The following is a 21490-nucleotide window of genomic DNA, read 5'->3' on the forward strand; positions in this document are numbered from 1 at the left end:
TTATGGAGGTATGACTGTGCCGATTATCACCTGTATCAAAGATATTTTTGCCGCGGCCAAAGGTCCTTATCACCGTAATGTGGGGCGTCATACTCAGCGGTTTTGCGCCCGGGCAGCCAAGATTGCCGGCAATGAGGTGCAGCGGCGGATCTTTCTTGTTGCCGCCATTTGCGCCGACGAATATATGGCGGCAGTGGCCGGGGTGGATAACCAGCGGCAGGTTGCTTTCCCCCGCCGCCAGCGAAAAAAGAAGATCAGCAAACAGCAGATGACTGCCGCCTTACGGGCTTATGTATCGGCCGTGCTTGTAATGATCAGCACCCATAAAGAAGGGCTGTTAACGCAGGCCGGCCTGACGGAAGCGGAATTGCTGCAGGCCTGGTGTGAGGTGTTTGAATACCAGCCTGAGGATATGCGGCTGTTTGATGAAGTATTGCTGCCGGCCTACCGCCAGGGCGGCACGGCGGGCTTAGCCGCCGGCCTGGCCCAGGCAGTCTTTGATCAGGTTATGGCAGGCGGAGAGGCTGTGGGCGCCGGGGAATCGGAGGCCCTGCAAGCCGTTTTGCTGGACGATGCCGCCGCCGTTATCAGGGTGTGGCAGCCAGGAAGCGAGGCCGCATCCTGATTACAATCACGCTGGACCGCGAGGCGGCAGACTATATTAGCAGGCGTGCCGCCGGCATTGTGATCGAACTGAAGCTGGAGCCGGCCACCGGCGGCTGAATCTGCCAGGGTAAAAGCGTAACAGGTAGTTACGTACCGGCAGTTGTTCTCGGAGAACCGGCGGCAGCAGTGCGAGACCGATACTGCTGCCTGGAAACCGGTTCAATTAGTGTCTATTACCCGGCAACCCTTGTGACCAGGCCGGGTTATGCGGCGGTCAGAATCAAACTGAAAAAGTTTTTATTTTTTAAATGGCTGGAAATAGAAGGGGCGAAGGCCCTGGTACTCTATCATTAGGGGGTTAACATGAAAGAAGTAGTTATTGCCAGTGCTGTCAGAACACCAATTGGTGCTTTTAATGGCTCCTTAGCCTCGTATTCTGCTGCTGATCTGGGGCGCATTGTCGTGCAGGCAGCAGTCAGCCGGGCCGGTATTCAGGCCGAAATGCTTGATGAAGTCATTATGGGCAATGTGCTGCAAGGCGGCCAGGGGCAGAATCCTGCCCGGCAGGCAGCCATTCAGGCCGGCGTGCCGGTGGCGGTTCCTGCCTATACCATCAATAAAGTATGCGGTTCCGGGATCAAGGCCGTCAATCTGGCAGCCCAGTCCATCCTTACCGGTGATGCGGAGATCGTGGTTGCCGGCGGCATGGAGAGCATGACCAACGCCGCGTATGTACTTGACAGCAAAGCCCGCTGGGGTTACCGGATGGGCGATGCCAAAATTACCGACAGTATGGTGAAGGACGGGCTGTGGTGCGCCTTTAATGACTACCATATGGGGATTACTGCCGAGAATGTGGCCGCCGAGTATGGCATTACCCGGGAAGCCCAGGACGAGGTGGCATTTGCCTCGCAGCAGAAAGCCGCCAAGGCTATTGAAACAGGCGCTTTTGCGAAAGAAATTATTCCTGTTGTCATCAAAAGCAAAAAAGGTGACAGTATTTTTGTGACCGACGAATATCCCAAAGCAGGTACTACCCTGGAAAAGCTGAAGGCTTTGAAACCGGCCTTCAAAAAAGACGGCACCGTCACTGCCGGCAATGCTTCCGGCATTAACGACGGGGGGGCGGCACTTGTTGTCATGTCAGGGGCTAAAGCGCAGGAACTGGGCATTAAGCCGCTGGCCCGCATCCGCGCTTACGCTGCCGGCGGGGTTGATCCCCGGGTTATGGGGATGGGGCCTGTACCGGCCACCCGCAAGGCGCTGGCCAAGGCCGGTTTGACAATTGCGGATATCGATCTGATCGAAGCCAACGAGGCGTTTGCCGCGCAGTTTCTGGCTGTTGGCCGGGAGCTGGACTTCACAAAGGACAAGGTTAACATTCACGGCGGGGCGATTGCCCTCGGGCATCCCATTGGCGCCAGCGGCGCCCGGATTCTGGTTACTTTGCTCCACTCCATGGAGCAAAAAGAAGCCCGCCTTGGCCTTGCTACCTTGTGCATCGGCGGCGGGCAGGGAATTGCCATTATTGTTGAGCGTGGCTGATAGACCGGGATTAGTGAGGGAATGCAGCCGGTCTTACAAGTGAAAAGAAGCACGATGAATGGGATGAGGAGGCGGGATTTATGCAGTTCCAGCTTACGGAGGACCAGTTAATGATGCAGAAACTGGTGCGCGATTTTGCTGAGAAAGACGTTGCGCCAGGGGCCGGGGAACGGGATGAAAAAGAAGAATTCTCCCGGAGCATTGCCGATGCCATGGGGGAAATGGGCTTTAGCGGTATTTGCTTTCCCGAAGCCTACGGCGGTGCCGGCGCCGATGTTTTGAGCTATATTCTGGCGGTGGAGGAATTGTCACGGGCCGACGCCGGGGTGGGCATTACCCTGTCGGCGACGGTGTCCTTGTGTGCCTGGCCTATTTACGCCTACGGAACAGAGGAACAGAAGCAAAAATACCTTGTGCCCCTGGCAGCAGGGGAAAAACTGGGCGCTTTCGGTCTGACAGAGCCCAGCGCCGGGACTGATGCCGCCGCCCAGCAAACGGTGGCAGTTTGTAAGGATGACGGCTATGTACTTAATGGCAGCAAGCTGTTTATTACCAATGCCGGCGAGGCCGAAATCTATGTTGTCTTTGCCATAACCGACAGAAGCAAAGGGGTTAAGGGGATTACGGCCTTTATTCTTGAAAAAGGCATGCCTGGTTTTACCTTTGGGAAGAAGGAACATAAGCTGGGCATCCATTCCTCAATAACCAACGAACTCATCTTCCAGGATGTCAGAGTGCCCAAAGAAAATGTACTGGGCAAAGAGGGCGAGGGCTTTAAAATTGCCATGAGCACCCTTGACGGCGGCCGGATTGGCGTAGCCGCCCAGGCGCTGGGCATTGCCCAGGCGGCGCTGGAGCATGCGGTCAAGTACGCCAAAGAACGGGTTCAGTTTGGGAAGCCGATTGCGGCTAATCAGGCCATTGCTTTTATGCTGGCCGATATGGCGACAAAAGTGGATGCCGCCCGGCTGCTGGTTTACCGCGCCGCCTATCTGAAAGATCAGGGCCGGCCGTATTCAAAGGAAGCGGCGATGGCCAAACTGTATGCTTCCGATGCGGCGATGGCGGTTACTATCGATGCGGTGCAAATCTTTGGCGGCTACGGGTACAGCCGCGAGTATCCGGTGGAACGGCTGCTGCGCGATGCTAAGATTACCCAGATTTATGAAGGCACAAATCAGGTCCAGCGTATGGTTATCGCGGCCGGTGTGCTGAGGTAACGCCGCTGGGCTGTGTAGCAGATGACAGGGGGAGAGAGAGTAATGGAAATCGTTGTTTGTGTCAAGCAGGTGCCTGACACGGCCGAAGTAAAAATTGATCCGGTGACAAATACCCTCATCCGCCAGGGGGTGCCGAGTATTGTCAATCCTTTTGACAAAAACGCGGTGGAGGCGGCTATCCAGCTCCGGGAAAAATACGGGGGCCGGGTTACTGTTATTTCGATGGGGCCGCCTCAGGCTCAGGACGCTCTGAAAGAATGTATAGCTATGGGGGCCGATGAGGCCCTGCTCATTAGTGACCGGGCTTTCGGCGGTGCCGATACCCTGGCCACCAGCTATACGCTGGCGGCTGCCATCAAAAAAATCGATAAAGTGGATATGATACTCTGCGGCAAGCAGGCCATTGACGGGGATACCGCCCAGGTAGGGCCGGAGATGGCCGAGCATCTGGGCAGGGCCCAGGTCACCTGCGTTTCGCGGATTGAGCTTGACGGGCAGACAGTGCGGCTGGAGCGGGAACAAGAAGAAGGCTATGAGGTGATTGAAACCAGCCTGCCTGTGCTGCTTACCGTGACTAAGTCCATCAATGAGCCGCGTTATCCTACCGTAAAGGGGACAATGAAGGCCAACCGCAGGCAGATTCCGGTCTGGACAGCAGCCGAGCTGACGGTTGACCCGCAGCGGTTGGGGCTGAAAGGCTCGCCAACGCAGGTCAGGCGGATTTTTACTCCCCCCCAGCGGGTGCAGGGAGAACTGATTCAGGCCGATACCGCCCGGGAAGCGGCAGGTATGCTTATTAATAAATTGGTAGAAGCTAAGCTTGTGTAGCGGAGGGGAGAAACATGGCAGTAAAAGTTAATGCGGAAGAATGTGTCGGCTGTGGGGCCTGTGTTGCTTCCTGTCCGTTCGGCGCCTTGGTTATGCAGGCTGACAAGGCCCATATTACCGAGGCCTGTACGGCCTGTGGCGCCTGTGTGGAAATATGCCCGGTGAGTGCCATTACCCGGGAGCAGGAAGAAAAAACAGCACAAATCGATGTGGCCGCTTATAAAGACGTCTGGGTATTTGTGGAACAGACAGAGGGCCAGGCCAAAAACGTGGCTTATGAATTATTGGGCGAAGGCCGTAAGCTGGCCGATGCCATGGGACAGAAGCTGGCCGGTGTTCTGATCGGCGACAGCGTACAGCCCCTGGCCCGGGAGGTATTTGCCCGCGGGGCGGATATTGTCTATACAGTGGAAGGGCCGGAATTAAAGAACTATTCGACCGACGGTTACACCGCTGTATTTACGGACTTGATTCAAACCTACCAACCGGCTGTTGTGCTCATCGGTGCAACCAATGACGGGCGGGACCTGGGGCCCCGAGTGGCCTGCCGTGTGGGTACAGGCTTAACCGCCGATTGCACCAATCTGGGGATTGATGCCCAAACCGGGCTTGTTGCCTGGACACGCCCCGCCTTTGGCGGCAATATCATGGCAACGATTCTCTGCCCTGATCACCGGCCGCAGATGGGCACTGTCCGTCCCAAAGTATTCAAGCAGCCGGAACCGGATTATTCCCGCAGCGGGCAACTCGTACAGGTGGAAAACAAAGTAAAGGCGCAGGATATTCGCACAAGGCTCATAGAGGCTGTACGGGTTTGTACGGTAGCCTGCAATCTGGAAGAGTCGGAAATTATTGTTTCCGGCGGTCGTGGCATGGGTAAGGCTGAAAACTTTGGCCTGATTGAGGAGCTGGCCAACGTCTTAGGCGGCGCCGTAGGCGCGTCACGGGCCGTGGTTGATGCCGGCTGGAAGCCGCAGCCCCATCAGGTAGGCCAGACCGGCAAAACGGTTGGCCCCAAGATTTATTTTGCCTGTGGTATTTCCGGTGCCATTCAGCATATGGCCGGCATGTCCTCTTCCGATATCGTGATCGCCATCAACAAAGACGCTGACGCCCCGATATTCAAGGCGGCTGATTATGGGATTGTCGGTGATGTCCTGGAGATACTGCCGGCGCTTATTGAGGAATTTAAAAAAATTAAGCAGGCCTGTTAACAGGCCTGTGCAGGTGGGGGATGATTATGGAATTTAAGAAAGTGCTGATTATTGGCGCAGGCCAAATGGGCAGCGGGATTGCCCAGGTTATGGCCCAGGGCGGCTTAACCGTAATCCTGCGTGATATTAAGGCCGAATATGTACAAAAAGGCTTAACCGGGATTGAACGGAATTTAAGCAAGGCTGTGGAGAAAGGGAAGCTGGCGGCCGGGGATAAAGAAAGCATTATGGGCCGTATCTCAGGTACGGTTGAGCTGGATGCCGCTGTCTGCAATGTCGATCTGGTCGTGGAAGCGGCTGTTGAGAATGCCGATATTAAACGCAGCATTTTTCAAACATTGGATCAACAATGCCCACCTCACACCATCCTCGCAACCAATACCTCGTCTTTGCCAATCACCTCGATTGGCGCCTTCACCAAGCGCCCGGACAAAGTAATTGGCATGCATTTTTTTAATCCGGCGCCGGTTATGAAGCTGGTAGAGATTATTAGCGGCCTGGCTACCGGGGCGGATACCCTGGCGGCGGTAGCCGCGCTGGCGGAGAAATTGGGAAAATCACCGGTCAGAGTGGCCGATTCTCCCGGCTTTGTGGGCAACCGCATTATGATGCTGATGATTAATGAAGCAGTATTTACGCTGATGGAAGGGGTGGCGAGCGCCGAGGACATTGATCAGGTGGCTAAACTTGGCTTTAACCATCCGCTGGGTCCACTGGCGTTATCTGATCTCATCGGCAACGATACGGTGCTGTATATTCTGGAAGTGCTTCATAACGGGTATGGTGATCCCAAATACCGGCCATGCCCGCTGTTAAAGAAGATGGTGCAGGCCGGTTATCTGGGCCGCAAATCAGGTAAAGGGTTCTATGATTACAAGTAAATAAAAATAGTATGGAGGTATGACATGACACAATATGCTAACCTTCTGTTTGCAAACGACGCCGGGATCGGTATTATTACCTTAAACCGCCCGCAGGCGTTAAATGCCCTTAATCAGGCAATGCTGCAGGAATTGGACAGCCTGCTGGACGTGATTGCCGGGGATGATACGGTCCAAACAGTTATTATTACCGGCACCGGCGAGAAAGCCTTTGTTGCCGGCGCCGATATCACGGAAATGCTGCCCTTGTCGGCGCTGGAAGGGCGTAATTGGGCCAAGTTCGGTCAAAAGGTTTTTAATAAGATTGAACAGCTGCCCCAGCCGGTGATTGCTGCTGTCAACGGTTTTGCACTGGGTGGCGGTTGTGAGCTGGCTATGGCCTGCGACCTGCGTATTGCCTCAGACAAAGCCAAATTCGGCCAGCCGGAGGTAACCTTAGGCATAGTGCCGGGTTTTGCCGGCACGCAGCGTTTGTCCCGTCTGGTCGGTAAAGGACGGGCCAAAGAACTGATATTTACCGGCGATATTATTGATGCGCAGGAGGCCTACCGTATCGGCCTTGTTAATAAAGTGACGGCAAGCAGTGACCTTATGGCCAGTGCCAGGGCGCTAGCTGAAAAAATCATGTCCCGGGCCGGGATTGCCGTAAGATTAGGTAAGGCTGCGGTCAATGAGGGAATGGATATGGATTTGGAGTCTGGCATTGCCTATGAGGCCGAGGTTTTTGGCTTATGTTTCGCTACCAAAGATCAAAAAGAAGGTATGACGGCTTTTGTTGAAAAGCGCAAGGCCCGTTTCACTGCTCAGTAAAGCCTAAATATCAGGCTGTTACAAACATAACCGGCGATTAGCCATACCGACAGCAACAAGGGGCTGCCTCAGTATAACTGAGGCAGCCCCTGTGCAGGTTGGGATAATCTCCCGGTTTTTATTTCTCTGTCATGTACGGGTAGTTTACAACGGTGCGCGGCACCAGGGTTTCTTTAATCGCCCGCTGATTCATCCAGCGGTACAGGTTGATTGCGCTCCCCGCTTTGTCATTGGTGCCGGAACCGCGGCTGCCGCCGAAGGGCTGCTGGCCAACCACCGCACCGGTCGGCTTGTCGTTAATATAGAAATTGCCGGCGGCATGATCAAGGGCTTTGGCCAGCTTGATTATGGCGGCTCGGTCCTGGGCGAAAACTGCACCGGTTAAGGCATAGCCGGTTGCCGTATCGCACGATTTTATGGTTTCCTCCAATTGGTCATTAGGATATACATAAATGGTGATTACCGGGCCAAAGATCTCCTCCACCATGGTTTTGAAGGTTGGTGTTTTGGCCAGGATCACAGTGGGCTCGACAAAATAGCCCACACTGTCGTCGCAGCCGCCGCCAATGAGGATTTCCGCATCGGCAGACTGCCGGGCATAGTCAAGATACCCTTTGATGTTATCGAAGGAATTTTTATCAATAACCGCATTCATAAGATTGGTAAAGTCACGGACATCGCCTAGTTTAACTTTGCTGATTTCCTCTTCAAGGCGTTTCTTTACGCTGGGCCACAGGCTTGCCGGGATGTAGGCGCGGGAAGCGGCCGAGCACTTTTGGCCCTGGAATTCAAATGCTCCCAGGACGATGGCGCAGGTCAGTGCGTCCACGTCAGCCGACTCATGGGCAAAGATAAAGTCCTTGCCGCCTGTCTCGCCAACAAGCCGCGGATAGGTAACATAGTTGTTAATGTTTTGTCCGACCTGGCTCCAGATTTCATTGAATACGGCGGTGGAGCCGGTAAAATGAAAACCGGCCATACGGGGATGGGGGACTACCACTCGGCCGAAATCGGTTCCCCGGCAGGGTACAAAGTTGATAACCCCTGCCGGCAGGCCGGCCTCGATGAGGATTTGCATGAAATAATAGTTGGACAGGACAGCGGTTGAGGATGGTTTCCATAAAACAGTATTACCGCACATCGCCGGGGCTGTGGAAAGGTTGCCGCCGATGGAGGTAAAGTTGAACGGGGTGATGGCGGCAACAAACCCGTCAAGGGCCCGGTACTCCACACGGTTCCAGACGCCGTCGGTGCTCAGCGGCTGCTGTTTATAGATCTCCTGCACGAAATAAGCATTAAAACGGAGGAAATCTGCCATTTCGCAGATAACGTCAATTTCCGACTGGAACGGGTTCTTGCTTTGTCCCAGCATACAAGCGGCCGACAATTTTGCTCTATACTTTCCTGTTAATAAATCTGCTGCTTTTAAGAAAATAGTAGCCCGGTGTTCCCAGGACATATTCTCCCATTCTTCTCTTGCTGTTTCTGCGGCAGTAATGGCCATCAGCAGTTCTTGTTCACCGGCTATATAATACTGCCCAAGTACTTTTTGATGATCATGGGGGCAAATCATATTGGCTTTGTTTGCTGTGCGAATTTCTTTGCCGGCAATAATAAGCGGTACTTCAACCGGATTTGCTAATTGTTTCTCCAGCTCTGCCTTTAGGGCAACACTTTCCGGTGATCCCGGCAGGTAACCTTTAATAGGTTCATTGACCGGAGGTTTGACTTGGAAATAAGCATTGTTCATTTAAATTCCTCCCTGGTTTATTTTGATACAAGGTCTGAAAATACCCAAGCGCCGTCTGGTCTTACTCTTGCTGTTTTCTGACCTGCTGATTGATTGAAAACTTATACAGGCATAAAACCTGCCTAATATCAGCTTACATTAAAAACAGGACTAAGTAAATTCAAATTATCTAATACATTACTTCACTTTTTTTGAACTATCGGCTGCCAGCCTGGTATGCTTAGAAAAAATAGCCTGGCTCGGCAGTAAGCAGAACCAGGCTAGCAGCATTTTCTTCTAAGAGGATGCCCGTTTAGCGGCATGACTATTATCAAAATCAAGCATATTATTCTCCTGCAACCAGGATCGGATACAATTCAGAAACTTTTTAGCGGCCGGAGATATATTTTTTAGAGACAGAGCCGCTATGCCAATAATCCGATAATCCTGCTCCGCCAAATCCACGACATGGACGTTGTCAGGCACATTCACTAAAATTAGTTCCGGCAGAATGCTGATACCCAAGCCCTTTTGGACCATGGCCAGAATTGTTCGCTCCTCCATTAGCTCATACCTGATTTGCAGGTTTAATTTATGTTCATTCAAAAGGCGTTTAATATTATCGTCACTGCCCCACTGGGGCATAATAAAAGATTCATCTTTGATCTGGGCATAGGCAATAACCTGCTGATGGCGCAACGGGTGATCCGGGGGCAGGATAACAACCAGTTTATCCTTTTTCAAAGGAATTGTTTCAAACGGTTTGGAAATCGGCAAGGATACAAACCCAAAATCGACAGTGCCGCCGGCTATCCAGTCATTCATTTCATCATAGCAGCCCAGATAGGTTTTAACCTCAATCTGGGGATGGCTTTCGCTAAACCGGGCTAAAATCTCAGGCAGCCACTGCATGGAGACACTGGACAGTGTTCCTAAACGGACGGTGCCGGTGTCAAACCCTTTGATCGCTGCTGTTTCCTGTCGCAAGAGCATTTCTTCATGCAGGATTCGCTGGACATGCTTAAGAATGCGTTCGCCGTTGCTTGTCAGGCTAATGCCTGAACGATCGCGTTTAAGCAAAGCAAATCCCAGCTCGGCTTCCAGGGTGGAGACGGCGTAGCTGACCCCGGACTGAGTCAGGTTAAGCTTCTCTGCAGCCTTGGTTAAACTGCCTGCTTCAACAATTGTGCTGAATATCTCATATTTTGAAAGTGACAAGAGTGCCAACCTCCCAGGCTGCAAATTTTTACTCCCTCAGACAAGCAATGCCGGTTTACACCTTAGCTTAAATATACTATATACAGGCCACACATGCTACTTAATTTTACAATTTTAATGTTATTTGTTCAGGTAAAATGTGAGAAGGCAAGGCTGATTGTAAACCATGTTTTCTTTATTTTCCCAGCATACAGAAGTTGACAAAAACAGGAATAGCCCTCTATAGTAGATAATAAGAGGACAGGGGAGGAGAAAATGTAATGAGCAAAAAACCGGATTTTAAAAAATATGGATTTATTCCGCAGCGTCAGCCGGGCTTGCTGCTTATGCGCCTGCGCAACCGGGCCGGCAATATTACTGCCGCCGACTTGTGTAAAGTGGCTGAACTGGCCGAGCGGTTCGGGACCGGCAAGGTCCATGTGACCATCCGCCAGGGGATGGAAATTCCCGGGGTAAAAGAAGAACAGTTTGAAGAAGCCCGTCAGGCTGTACTGGCTGCCGGCCTGCTGCCGGCGGTGTGCGGCTTGCGGATACGGCCGGTGGTTGCCTGTCCCGGCACGAACACCTGCCCGTACGGCTTAGTGAATACCGAGGCCCTGGCAGCCCGGCTGGATGCTGAATTTGTGGGCCGCGATTTGCCGGCGAAAACCAAATTTGCCGTCAGCGGCTGTGCCAATGCCTGTACGAAACCCCAGGCCCATGATATTGGCTTTAGGGGGGCCGCTGAACCGGTCGTTGACCATGAGCTTTGTGTAAAATGCGGCGCCTGTGTAAAGCGCTGTCCGGCGCAAGCGATGGCGATTGACAATGAAACATTAGCCATCGATTATGACCAATGTCTGGCCTGCGGCGTTTGCGTACGGCTGTGCCCGAAGCAGGCGCTAAAGACAGGCCGGGTGGGTTATCACATTTTTGCCGGTGGTAAAGGGGGCCGTTACCCTAACGACGCTGCGCTTATTGCCACTTTTGTGGCTGAGGAAGAGGTTATCCCTTACCTGGAAGCAATCCTGGCGGTGTATCAGGAACTGGCCGATAAGGGACAGCGTCTAAGCATGGTTATGGCCAGACACGGAGCAGCAGCCATTGCCGCCCAGGTGGAAAAAGTGGCGGCTGCGGCCGAATAAGGATTGACATAGCCGCTATCTGTTGCTATACTTTCACTAATTAAATGATAATTGGTTGATCAGAAAGCTGAAGACCTAGTACGCCATGTTTGTGGCGTCTTAGGCTTGAGCTTTTTTTGTTTCTTAACTTAAAGTTACTAGATACAGAGAGGACGAAGAAATATGCCGGATATTGTCTTGTCACCCCAGGAACGGCGGCTCCAGGCCGAGATCGCAGGCAATCCCGTGCTGCACACGCGGCAGCGGACCTATAACATCCTGAATACATTTGCCGCCACTAAGCCGCGTGTTGATGTGGAGCGGGCTAAATATTTTACCGAGTCTTTTCGGCAAACCGAGGGAGAACCGCTTATTCTCCGCTGGTCGAAAGCGTTGAAACATATTGCCGAACATATCACTGTCTATATCGATGACCATCAGCAGCTGGTAGGCAGAGCCGGCTCACCCGGGCGGTATGGCATTTTATATCCTGAGCTGGATGGTGATTTCCTTGGTCAGGCCATTGAGCAAATGCCAACCCGGGTTGAGTCGCCCTTTAACATAGCGGCGGCTGATGCCCGGATTGTTATTGAGGAGATTGCCCCGTACTGGCAAGGGAAAACTTTTCATGAAAATCTGGCCAAAGCCCTGCCGCAAGAAACGCTGAAATATACCTATGATCCGGAAGATCCGCTGAAATCAAGGTTTATTGTTAACGAAACAGCGTCTTTCCGATCTTCAATTCAATGGGTACATGACTATGAAAAGGTATTGAAACGCGGTTTTAAAGGCATAAAAGCAGAAGCCAGAGAAAAGCTTTCCCGGTTAGACCCCTTAAGTCCGGTTGATACCATGGAAAAAGCCCCTTTCCTGCAGGCCGTGGTTATTGCTTGTGAGGCAATTATTCTCTGGGCTAACCGGCATGCCGACCTTGCCGAAAAACTGGCTGCACAGGAAGCCGACCTGTCACGCCAGGCGGAGTTACGGCAGATTGCGGACATATGCCGGTGGGTGCCGGAAAACCCGGCCCGTAATTTCCGGGAAGCGATGCAAGCCCAGTGGTTTACCCAAATGTTTTCCCGGCTGGAGCAAAAGACCGGGACCATTATATCCAACGGCCGTATGGACCAGTACCTGTATCCCTTTTACCAGCAGGATATCGAAGCAGGCGTGCTGTCAGCAGCAGCCGCCCTGCAGTTACTGGAATGCATGTGGCTGGCGATGGCTCAGTTTATTGACCTGTATATCTCGCCAACCGGAGGCGCCTTTAATGAAGGCTATGCCCATTGGGAAGCCGTAACCATCGGCGGGCAGACGCCTGAAGGCCGGGATGCCACCAACGAGCTGACTTACCTGTTTTTGCAGTCTAAACGCGAATTTCCCCTGCATTATCCCGATCTTGCCGCCCGCATTCATGGACGGGTGCCGGCGCGGTATCTATACGAGGTGGCGGAAACAATCAAGGAAGGCTCAGGGTTTCCCAAACTGATTAATGATGAAGAAGTGGTTCCTTTGCTGCTGGCAAAAGGGGCAAGCTTGGAAGAGGCTTTTGATTATGCCGTGTCCGGCTGTGCCGAATGCCGCATGCCGAACCGGGATACCTATACAAGCCCCTGTGCCTATATTAATTTCCCGGCTGCTGTGGAAATGACAATCTACAACGGAAAAATGCAACTCCACGGGAACGAGCAGATTGGGCCGGAAACGGGAGATCCCCGGGATTTTGCAACCTGGGAAGAGTTCTGGCAGGCCTATTTAACGCAGCATATTAATTTTCTGAAACATGCCTTTATTCAACAACAGGTCATTATTAATCTGCGGGCGCGGCATTTCGCCTGGCCGCTGGGATCGGCCCTGCATGATCTGTGCATGCAGCACTATAAGGATATTCACACCCCGGTTATTGAAGGCGGCATTGATTTAGGCTATTTTGAATTTATGGGCTATGGCACGGTCGTGGATTCGCTGGCAGCCATTAAAAAGCTGGTTTATGAAGAGAAAACAGTAACGATGGCCGAACTGGTTGCGGCGATGGAATGCAATTTTGAGGGCCGGGAAGTAATCCGGCAATTACTCCTTAATGCGCCTAAATATGGCAATGATGACCCTTATGCGGATGCGATTGCCAAAGAACTGGACCGTCAGTGCCTGCAATTTACCAGAAAATATTCAAAAGAATTGGGTGTACACCTGGATCTGCGCCTGGTGCCCTTTACCTCCCATGTGCCTTTTGGCAAAGTGGTCAGTGCAACCCCTAACGGCCGAAAGGCTTATACGCCGCTGTCTGACGGGTCTTCAGCCTCGCAGGGGGCTGATGTGAATGGCCCTACAGCCGTGCTGCTGTCAAACTACATGTCCAAAAATACCGGCTTTAGGGAACGGGCGGCCCGGCTGTTAAATGTGAAATTGAGCCCTGCGTGTGTGGCCGGTGAGGGGGGAACCGATAAGCTGGTTGCTTTTATCCGGACCTGGTGTGATTTGAAATTATGGCACCTGCAGTTTAATGTAATTAACCGGGCAACCCTGCTGGCCGCGAAGAAAGATCCGGAGAAATACCGCAATCTGATTGTGCGCATAGCCGGCTACAGCGCCTATTTTACCGATTTATCCCCCGATTTGCAGGATGATCTTATTGCCCGTACCGAGCATACTGCTATCTGATAGATAATAGCTGCAATAATCCCCGGGGAGAGACAAGATGTTAACTAATGATACAAATGGCAGCAGCGGCTATGTTTTTAATATTCAACGTTATTCGCTGCATGACGGCTTAGGCATCCGGACCGTCGTCTTTCTTAAGGGCTGCCCGCTGCAATGCCGCTGGTGCAGCAACCCTGAATCGCAGCGGTATACGCCGGAGCTTGCCTACAACAGGAGTAAATGTATCGGGTATGAGGCCTGCTCCCGGTGTCAGACAGTATGTGAATATGCTGCTGTGGCTAAGAGTCAGGACGGCATGATGACAATTAACAGGGATAAGTGCCGGCAATGCCACCGCTGCGCAGACAAGTGCCCTGCCAAAGCCTTGCATACCTTTGGGCGGCAAATGTCGGTGGCCGACATCCTAACCGTGGTGGAAGCAGACAGTGCTTTTTACATGCGTTCCGGCGGCGGCTTGACAATCAGCGGCGGTGAACCGCTGGTGCAGGCTGATTTTGTAATCAGCATTTTAAAGGAAACAAAAAGAAAACGCATTGATGCCACAATCGAAACCTGTGGCTATGCCCCGTGGGCCGACCTCAGCCGGGTAGGGGCTTATTTAAAAACCATCATTTTTGATATAAAGTCGATGGACCCGAATAAGCATAAAGAATTCACCGGACGCAATAATGATTTGATTTTAACTAACCTGACCGGCCTGCGGCGCGCATATCCCCAGTTGCAGATTTTGGTCCGTACCCCGCTAATTCCCGGCTTTAACGATTCCGAGCAAGACATCGGTGCTATCCTGGATTTTATTAAGGGCTGGCCTAACACCAGCTATGAGCTGCTGTCATACCACCGGCTGGGCCAACAAAAATACGGCTATTTAGGGCGGGACTACCCTATGGGGGATAGTCAATTAGACAACGGCAAGCTGCAGACGATCAATGCCTATATAAAATCCCGGACCGGAAGGGGCTTGGCCTGACAGCAGCAGGCAAGCCTATTCCTTTTAAGTGATCTTGAATAGCTAGAGGGAGCTGCCCTTAATGGACCGCTCCCTCTAGCTTTATTCTGGAATTGGGTTTAGGAATGCTTGGCTTCAAAAGTATGGCAGTTCGTTTGATCACTTTGCCGGGCATGGGCGGCACCGCCATCAATGTTGACCTGGATCCCAGAAGCCTCACATTGCTCGCCTTGTTTCCAATACTTACAGCAGGATACAGTACATTTTACTCCTGATAATGACATATGCATTCACCTCCTTGAATTTTGCCAATGATAGTATCTCACCACCTGATGAAATCATGTATAGGGTGATCAGAACAATATGTGCCAATAACTTTAGAAAATGCTCACTTAAGAACGGAGTTAATTATCCAGGTGAAAGTGTAGAAGCAGGGGGACGTTCATTTTGCTTCTGCAGAAATATGGTTGTTGACAAATTATTTGACAGCGAGTATAATTAAAAATCCAGTGCCGGAGTGACGTAATTGGCAGACGTAGCAGACTCAAAATCTGCCGGGGGTAACTCCGTGTCGGTTCGAGTCCGACCTCCGGCACCATAAACAGAGAGCCAAGAAGGCGAGCTGTGAGGCGAAGACTGAATCAATTATCAATAACAATTTCGGGGCGTGGCTCAGTTTGGTAGAGTACCTGGCTTGGGACCAGGGGGCCGCAGGTTCGAATCCTGCCGCTCCGACCAATTATGTTAATTAATTGTTTCAATGGGACTATAGCTCAGTTGGTTAGAGCGCTACGTTGACATCGTAGAGGTCACTGGTTCGAATCCAGTTAGTCCCACCATTTTTTTTGAAAAAATCAGTTGACATAGTATGGATAACTATGATAATCTATATAAGTCGCTGTCGGCAGCTGTCAGTTGCCGAGGCAAAGCGTATCGTCCTGATACGTCTGTGATCCTAGCGCATCCATGCGCGTCGGTCCCGGGCAAAGCGTATCGTCCATGATACGCCCGTGATCCTAGCGCATCCATGCGCGTCGTTCCCTGAAAACTGAACAATGTAAAGAAATGCATCATACAAATGCCAGATGTGCGGTGGCGATAACAAGCCACATAATATTCGTAAGGGATGCGGAAGTAGCTCAGCGGTAGAGCATCGCCTTGCCAAGGCGAGGGTCGCGAGTTCGAATCTCGTTTTCCGCTCCAAAAAGATAATGAGCCGATAAACGGCTTCAATATACTGCAGTCACTGAGTGATTGCAAAGACTTTATTGGAGAGTTTGATCCTGGCTCAGGACGAACGCTGGCGGCGTGCCTAACACATGCAAGTCGAACGGAGTATACAGTAATGGATACTTAGTGGCGAACGGGTGAGTAACGCGTAGACAACCTGCCTCTAAACTGGGGACAACACCGCGAAAGTGGTGCTAATACCGAATGTGGTATCTTAGCTGCATGGCGAAGATAAGAAAGGTGGCCTCTCTAAAGAAGCTGCCGTTTGGAGATGGGTCTGCGTCTGATTAGCTGGTTGGTGAGGTAACGGCTCACCAAGGCGACGATCAGTAGCCGGTCTGAGAGGATGAACGGCCACACTGGGACTGAGACACGGCCCAGACTCCTACGGGAGGCAGCAGTGGGGAATCTTCCGCAATGGACGAAAGTCTGACGGAGCAACGCCGCGTGAGTGAAGAAGGCCTTCGGGTCGTAAAGCTCTGTCGTTTGGGACGAACGTGGTCTATGTGAATAATGTAGACTAATGACGGTACCAAAGGAGGAAGCCACGGCTAACTACGTGCCAGCAGCCGCGGTAATACGTAGGTGGCAAGCGTTGTCCGGAATTATTGGGCGTAAAGGGCGTGTAGGTGGCCTGGTAAGTCGTGTGTCTAAGTGCGAAGCTTAACTTCGTATGGGCGCAGGAAACTGTCAGGCTTGAGTGCAGGAGAGGAAAGTGGAATTCCCAGTGTAGCGGTGAAATGCGTAGATATTGGGAGGAACACCAGTGGCGAAGGCGACTTTCTGGACTGTGTCTGACACTGAGGCGCGAAAGCCAGGGGAGCGAACGGGATTAGATACCCCGGTAGTCCTGGCCGTAAACGATGGGTACTAGGTGTAGAGGGTATCGACCCCTTCTGTGCCGGAGTTAACGCAATAAGTACCCCGCCTGGGGAGTACGGCCGCAAGGTTGAAACTCAAAGGAATTGACGGGGGCCCGCACAAGCGGTGGAGTATGTGGTTTAATTCGACGCAACGCGAAGAACCTTACCAGGGCTTGACATTGAGCGAAAGGTTCAGAGATGAATCCCTATCTACGGATACGCGAAAACAGGTGGTGCATGGCTGTCGTCAGCTCGTGTCGTGAGATGTTGGGTTAAGTCCCGCAACGAGCGCAACCCTTATCCTTTGTTGCCAGCGCGTAAAGGCGGGAACTCAAGGGAGACTGCCGCAGAGAATGCGGAGGAAGGCGGGGATGACGTCAAGTCATCATGCCCCTAATGTCCTGGGCTACACACGTACTACAATGGGCTTAAACAAAGCGAAGCAAGCCTGCGAAGGTAAGCAAAACGCAGAAATAAGCTCTCAGTTCGGATCGGAGGCTGCAACTCGCCTCCGTGAAGTCGGAATCGCTAGTAATCGCAGGTCAGCATACTGCGGTGAATACGTTCCCGGGCCTTGTACACACCGCCCGTCACACCACGAAAGTCAGTCACACCCGAAGCCGGTGGGGTAACCGGTCTGGATATTAGACTTTAGATTTTAGACATTGGATGAACAGAATACGCAGTATTCTACCATAATCCAACATCCACCATCTAACGTCCAATATCCAGACAGGGGCTAGCCGTCTAAGGTGGGGCCGATGATTGGGGTGAAGTCGTAACAAGGTAGCCGTATCGGAAGGTGCGGCTGGATCACCTCCTTTCTAGGGATAAGCAGAGAGCCCAAGAAGGCGAGCCGCGAGGCGAAGTCTGATTGGTGCGAATCGCTTAGTTCTGAGCGTAAGCGAAGAACATCATTAAGCGAGCTCCATTCCAGGTCGGTACATTTGGCAGATGCATTAAATTTACATTGTTTGGTTTTGAGGGAATGGCTGTGTTAGTAAAAGTTACTTGTTGCAAAACACAAGCAACGATGCTAACATAGATATTCCTGAAAACATGTTCCTTGAAAACTGCACAGAAGAAAGCAAAAGTAAAATTACCTCTCATATGCAAATATGTGAAGTAACTTAACGAAGCGCAATTAGGATTTATGTAAATGACTTAATCTTAGTCACAAGCAAAGTTTAAGTTGAGGCGGAGACTGGCTAGAAGGTGTCAGCTGCTAGGCGCCCCGGAAACCCGAGCCGTGCCGCGTACTCGCGTACGCAAACAATCGGGTTGAGGAGCAACAACGCAGATGGCGGCTTATAGACAGTCGGAGCAAGAAGTCAAGTTAGTAAGGGCATACGGTGGATGCCTAGGCGCCAAGAGCCGAAGAAGGACGCGGTAAGCTGCGAAAAGTCATGGGGAGCCGCAAGCAGGCCCTGATCCATGAGTCTCCGAATGGGGGAACCCAATGGTGGTCATGCACCATTACCTAACTTAGGTTAGGGGGGCACCCGGGGAACTGAAACATCTAAGTACCCGGAGGAAAAGTAATCAAATGACGCAGCCGCAAGGCTGCTAATGCTGGAGGCCCCCAAAGGGCCAACAGTGCGAGATTCCCTAAGTAGCGGCGAGCGAACGGGGAAGAGCCCAAACCTGTTTGGATGTTGGAGATTAGACATAGGACATTGGATAAAAGGAACGTAAAATATTCTTAGACTTCCAACATCTAAAATCTAACATCCAACATCCAAACAGGGGTTGAGGACTGACAACAATCAAATCAGGCTTAGCCGAATCATCTGGAAAGATGAGTCGCAGAAGGTAACAACCCTGTAGGCGAAAAGCAGAGTTTGAGGGTCAGAATCCAGAGTACCACGGGACACGAGGAACCCTGTGGGAAGCAGGGGGGACCACCCTCCAAGGCAAAATACTCGTGGCGACCGATAGCGCATAGTACCGTGAGGGAAAGGTGAAAAGCACCCCGGGAGGGGAGTGAAAGAGAACCTGAAACCGTATGCCTACAAGCAGTCGAAGGCCCGTATGAGGCTGACGGCGTGCCTATTGAAGAATGAACCGGCGAGTTACAGTATCCAGCAAGGTTAAGTGGCAGACACGGAGCCGAAGCGAAAGCGAGTCTAAAGAGGGCGAAAGTTGGATATTGTAGACCCGAAACCGCAGTGATCTATCCATGGCCAGGTTGAAGCGCAGGTAAAAATGCGTGGAGGACCGAACCCGTGAGCGTTGAAAAGCTTTGGGATGAGTTGTGGATAGGGGTGAAATGCCAATCGAACGCGGAGATAGCTGGTTCTCCCCGAAATAGCTTTAGGGCTAGCCTCAGGAAATTAAGTACAGACGGTAGAGCACTGATAGGGCTAGGGGCCTAATGGGTTACTGAACCTTGTCAAACTACGAATGGATGTACTCGAACCCTGGGAGTCAGACTACGAGTGATAAGACCCGTGGTCAAGAGGGAAACAGCCCAGACCATCAGCTAAGGTCCCGAATGCCGTACTAAGTGGCAAAGGATGTGGAGATACAAAAACAACCAGGATGTTGGCTTAGAAGCAGCCACCATTGAAAGAGTGCGTAATAGCTCACTGGTCGAGTGTCGCTGCGCCGAAGATGTCCGGGGCTAAAGTACGGAACCGAAGCTATGGCATTCCTAACGGAATGGGTAGGGGAGCGTTCTATACCCGGAGAAGGTATACCGTAAGGAGTGCTGGAGAGTATAGAAGTGAGAATGCCGGTATGAGTAGCGAAAAGACAAGTGAGAATCTTGTCCACCGAAAGCCTAAGGATTTCTGAGGAAGGATCGTCCGCTCAGAGTTAGTCGGGCCCTAAGCCGAGGCGAAAAGCGTAGGCGATGGACAACTGGTAAAAAGTCCAGTACCACCTGGAATCGATTGAGCGAGGGAGTGACACAGGAGGGTAGGCAAGCGCGAGGATGGAAATTCGCGTCTAAGCTTGTAGGGTGCATCACAGGCAAATCCGTGATGCTAAAACCTGAGGAGTGATGGGCAGCTGTTAGAGATAATGGCGAAATTGCTGATCCCAGACTGTCAAGAAAAGCTTCTAGTGAGAGACCAGGTGCCCGTACCGTAAACCGACACAGGTAGGCGGGGAGAGAATCCTAAGGTGCGCGGGAGAACCCTCGTTAAGGAACTCGGCAAAATGTCCCCGTAACTTCGGGAAAAGGGGAGCTTGTAAACCGTGTAGATCAGAAGCGAACGAAGCGGGAATGAGTTGCAAAAAAGAGGCCCAAGCGACTGTTTACCACAAACACAGGTGCCTGCTAAAGCGAAAGCTGACGTATAGGTGCTGACACCTGCCCGGTGCCGGAAGGTTAAGAGGAGAGCTTAGAGCAATCGAAGGTTTGAATTGAAGCCCCGGTAAACGGCGGCCGTAACTATAACGGTCCTAAGGTAGCGAAATTCCTTGTCGGGTAAGTTCCGACCCGCACGAAAGGTGTAACGACTTGGGCACTGTCTCAACGAGGGACCCGGTGAAATTGAAATACCTGTGAAGATGCAGGTTACCCGCGACTGGACAGAAAGACCCCATGGAGCTTTACTGCAACCTGACATTGAGTTTTGGTAAATGATGTACAGGATAGGTGGGAGACAGGGAAGTGCGGACGCAAGTCTGTATGGAGTCGATGTTGGGATACCACCCTTTATTTACTGGAGTTCTAACTCAAGGAGTAACGAAACTGAGGACAGTGTCAGGCGGGCAGTTTGACTGGGGCGGTCGCCTCCGAAAGAGTAACGGAGGCGCCCAAAGGTTCCCTCAGCGCGGCTGGAAATCGCGCGAAGAGTGTAAAGGCAGAAGGGAGCTTGACTGCAAGACAGACAAGTCGAGCAGGGACGAAAGTCGGGCTTAGTGATCCGGTGGTACCGAGTGGAAGGGCCATCGCTCAACGGATAAAAGCTACCCTGGGGATAACAGGCTAATCTCTCCCAAGAGTCCATATCGACGGGGAGGTTTGGCACCTCGATGTCGGCTCATCACATCCTGGGGCTGAAGTAGGTCCCAAGGGTTGGGCTGTTCGCCCATTAAAGTGGTACGTGAGCTGGGTTCAGAACGTCGTGAGACAGTTCGGTCCCTATCCATCGCGGGCGTAAGAGACTTGAAGGGAACTGCTCCTAGTACGAGAGGACCGGAGTGGACGGACCGCTGGTGTACCAGTTATCCCGCCAGGGGTAGAGCTGGGTAGCTACGTCCGGAAAGGATAAACGCTGAAAGCATCTAAGCGTGAAACCAGCCTTAAGATGAGGTCTGTCATTCGCAAGAAGTAAGGCCCCTTGAAGAAGACAAGGTTGATAGGCCAGGAGTGGAAGTGGAGCAATTCATGGAGCGGACTGGTACTAATAGGCCGAGGACTTGACTTAAACCCTCGTTTGCACGACGTGCAAACATAAGCAGCGAACCAGCTTGCCGCGAGCGAAAGCGAAACGGGAAGATGTGTGAGTCGCTTAGTTAGAGCGGAGCGATAACATCCATAATGTATGTTGTAACTCCGAGCTGGCAACCAGTAAATTACTATTGCGCAAATCTTTCTTCTGTGAAGTTTTCAGGGAACAAAGAGATAATTAGGAGGTTCCGCGCTCCGCTTGGAACTAAGCGATTCACGCAGGTTTCCGCG

General features: G+C 52.0%; 15 protein-coding genes, 4 tRNA genes and 2 rRNA genes. 18 read left to right on the plus strand and 3 right to left on the minus strand.

Annotated elements, in window-relative coordinates; translation table 11 throughout:
• The first annotated feature begins 16 nt into the window (after positions 1 to 16).
• From SPTER_RS01330 to SPTER_RS01360, 9 genes are all read left to right on the plus strand, one after another.
• Positions 17 to 625 carry a hypothetical protein gene (locus SPTER_RS01330; RefSeq protein WP_144348712.1) on the plus strand — a complete coding sequence of 203 codons (609 nt, stop codon included), beginning with the start codon at positions 17 to 19 and terminating at the stop codon, positions 623 to 625.
• A complete protein-coding gene (locus SPTER_RS25530) occupies positions 595 to 723 on the plus strand; it encodes a hypothetical protein (RefSeq protein ID WP_281289486.1) in 129 nt (42 codons plus the stop codon). The genes SPTER_RS01330 and SPTER_RS25530 overlap by 31 nt, the downstream gene beginning before the upstream one ends.
• Positions 724 to 792: 69 nt before the next feature.
• On the plus strand, positions 793 to 960 hold the full coding sequence (locus SPTER_RS24465) for a hypothetical protein (protein ID WP_170233094.1): 168 nt from the start codon (positions 793 to 795) through the stop codon (positions 958 to 960).
• 9 nt (positions 961 to 969) lie between these two features.
• A complete protein-coding gene (locus SPTER_RS01335; protein WP_144348713.1) occupies positions 970 to 2151 on the plus strand; it encodes an acetyl-CoA C-acetyltransferase in 1182 nt (393 codons plus the stop codon).
• Between the two features lie 80 nt (positions 2152 to 2231).
• Entirely contained in the window at positions 2232 to 3371 is a 1140-nt protein-coding gene (locus SPTER_RS01340) for an acyl-CoA dehydrogenase (RefSeq protein WP_144348714.1), read from the plus strand.
• Between the two features lie 42 nt (positions 3372 to 3413).
• Complete coding sequence (locus SPTER_RS01345) at positions 3414 to 4199, plus strand: electron transfer flavoprotein subunit beta/FixA family protein (RefSeq protein ID WP_144348715.1); 786 nt, start codon at positions 3414 to 3416, stop codon at positions 4197 to 4199.
• Between the two features lie 14 nt (positions 4200 to 4213).
• On the plus strand, positions 4214 to 5413 hold the full coding sequence (locus tag SPTER_RS01350) for an electron transfer flavoprotein subunit alpha (RefSeq protein WP_144348716.1): 1200 nt from the start codon (positions 4214 to 4216) through the stop codon (positions 5411 to 5413).
• A 26-nt stretch (positions 5414 to 5439) separates the two neighbouring features.
• Positions 5440 to 6294, plus strand: a complete 855-nt coding sequence (locus tag SPTER_RS01355) for a 3-hydroxybutyryl-CoA dehydrogenase (protein WP_144348717.1) — start codon at positions 5440 to 5442, stop codon at positions 6292 to 6294.
• 24 nt (positions 6295 to 6318) lie between these two features.
• Positions 6319 to 7104 (plus strand): short-chain-enoyl-CoA hydratase, encoded by a 786-nt coding sequence (locus SPTER_RS01360; RefSeq protein ID WP_144348718.1) that lies wholly within the window; start codon positions 6319 to 6321, stop codon positions 7102 to 7104.
• Positions 7105 to 7222: 118 nt separating this feature from the next.
• On the opposite strand, the gene pruA is transcribed toward SPTER_RS01360, so the two are convergent.
• Together pruA and SPTER_RS01370 are read right to left on the minus strand one after the other, a co-directional pair.
• Positions 7223 to 8854, minus strand: a complete 1632-nt coding sequence (gene pruA, locus SPTER_RS01365; RefSeq protein WP_144348719.1) for an L-glutamate gamma-semialdehyde dehydrogenase — start codon at positions 8852 to 8854, stop codon at positions 7223 to 7225.
• Between the two features lie 276 nt (positions 8855 to 9130).
• Positions 9131 to 10051, minus strand: a complete 921-nt coding sequence (locus SPTER_RS01370; RefSeq protein WP_144348720.1) for a LysR family transcriptional regulator — start codon at positions 10049 to 10051, stop codon at positions 9131 to 9133.
• A gap of 260 nt (positions 10052 to 10311) precedes the next feature.
• On the opposite strand from SPTER_RS01370, the gene SPTER_RS01375 reads away from it, so the two are divergent.
• The 3 genes from SPTER_RS01375 (at position 10312) to hpsH (ending at position 14785) form a co-directional block, all read left to right on the plus strand.
• Positions 10312 to 11175 carry a 4Fe-4S dicluster domain-containing protein gene (locus tag SPTER_RS01375; protein WP_144348721.1) on the plus strand — a complete coding sequence of 288 codons (864 nt, stop codon included), beginning with the start codon at positions 10312 to 10314 and terminating at the stop codon, positions 11173 to 11175.
• Between the two features lie 162 nt (positions 11176 to 11337).
• Positions 11338 to 13815 (plus strand): (2S)-3-sulfopropanediol dehydratase, encoded by a 2478-nt coding sequence (gene hpsG, locus SPTER_RS01380; protein ID WP_144348722.1) that lies wholly within the window; start codon positions 11338 to 11340, stop codon positions 13813 to 13815.
• 37 nt (positions 13816 to 13852) lie between these two features.
• Positions 13853 to 14785, plus strand: a complete 933-nt coding sequence (gene hpsH, locus SPTER_RS01385; protein WP_144348723.1) for a (2S)-3-sulfopropanediol dehydratase activating enzyme — start codon at positions 13853 to 13855, stop codon at positions 14783 to 14785.
• Positions 14786 to 14883: 98 nt separating this feature from the next.
• On the opposite strand, the gene SPTER_RS01390 is transcribed toward hpsH, so the two are convergent.
• On the minus strand, positions 14884 to 15048 hold the full coding sequence (locus SPTER_RS01390; RefSeq protein WP_144348724.1) for a DUF1540 domain-containing protein: 165 nt from the start codon (positions 15046 to 15048) through the stop codon (positions 14884 to 14886).
• 227 nt (positions 15049 to 15275) lie between these two features.
• Between SPTER_RS01390 and SPTER_RS01395 the strand changes: the two genes are divergently transcribed.
• The 6 genes from SPTER_RS01395 (at position 15276) to SPTER_RS01420 (ending at position 21236) form a co-directional block, all read left to right on the plus strand.
• A tRNA-Leu gene (locus SPTER_RS01395) sits at positions 15276 to 15362 on the plus strand.
• A 63-nt stretch (positions 15363 to 15425) separates the two neighbouring features.
• A tRNA-Pro gene (locus SPTER_RS01400) sits at positions 15426 to 15502 on the plus strand.
• Positions 15503 to 15526: 24 nt separating this feature from the next.
• Positions 15527 to 15603, plus strand: a tRNA-Val gene (locus SPTER_RS01405).
• A 289-nt stretch (positions 15604 to 15892) separates the two neighbouring features.
• Positions 15893 to 15967: transfer RNA gene (locus SPTER_RS01410), tRNA-Gly, on the plus strand.
• Positions 15968 to 16029: 62 nt separating this feature from the next.
• Positions 16030 to 17681, plus strand: a 16S ribosomal RNA gene (locus SPTER_RS01415).
• A 505-nt stretch (positions 17682 to 18186) separates the two neighbouring features.
• Positions 18187 to 21236: ribosomal RNA gene (locus tag SPTER_RS01420) — 23S ribosomal RNA — on the plus strand.
• The 16S and 23S rRNA genes sit together here with 4 tRNA genes alongside, the layout of an rRNA operon.
• The last annotated feature ends 254 nt before the right edge of the window (positions 21237 to 21490 follow it).

The sequence above is a fragment of the Sporomusa termitida genome, assembly GCF_007641255.1.
GTDB lineage: Bacteria > Bacillota > Negativicutes > Sporomusales > Sporomusaceae > Sporomusa > Sporomusa termitida.

Coding starts and splice junctions, on each gene's coding strand:
- SPTER_RS01375 (WP_144348721.1), top strand. CDS start 10,312: ATGAGCAAAAAACCGGATTTTAAAAAATATGGATTTATTCCGCAGCGT.
- pruA (WP_144348719.1), bottom strand. CDS start 8,854: ATGAACAATGCTTATTTCCAAGTCAAACCTCCGGTCAATGAACCTATT.
- SPTER_RS01360 (WP_144348718.1), top strand. CDS start 6,319: ATGACACAATATGCTAACCTTCTGTTTGCAAACGACGCCGGGATCGGT.
- SPTER_RS01355 (WP_144348717.1), top strand. CDS start 5,440: ATGGAATTTAAGAAAGTGCTGATTATTGGCGCAGGCCAAATGGGCAGC.
- hpsH (WP_144348723.1), top strand. CDS start 13,853: ATGTTAACTAATGATACAAATGGCAGCAGCGGCTATGTTTTTAATATT.
- SPTER_RS01345 (WP_144348715.1), top strand. CDS start 3,414: ATGGAAATCGTTGTTTGTGTCAAGCAGGTGCCTGACACGGCCGAAGTA.
- SPTER_RS01340 (WP_144348714.1), top strand. CDS start 2,232: ATGCAGTTCCAGCTTACGGAGGACCAGTTAATGATGCAGAAACTGGTG.
- SPTER_RS01390 (WP_144348724.1), bottom strand. CDS start 15,048: ATGTCATTATCAGGAGTAAAATGTACTGTATCCTGCTGTAAGTATTGG.
- SPTER_RS01350 (WP_144348716.1), top strand. CDS start 4,214: ATGGCAGTAAAAGTTAATGCGGAAGAATGTGTCGGCTGTGGGGCCTGT.
- SPTER_RS01335 (WP_144348713.1), top strand. CDS start 970: ATGAAAGAAGTAGTTATTGCCAGTGCTGTCAGAACACCAATTGGTGCT.
- hpsG (WP_144348722.1), top strand. CDS start 11,338: ATGCCGGATATTGTCTTGTCACCCCAGGAACGGCGGCTCCAGGCCGAG.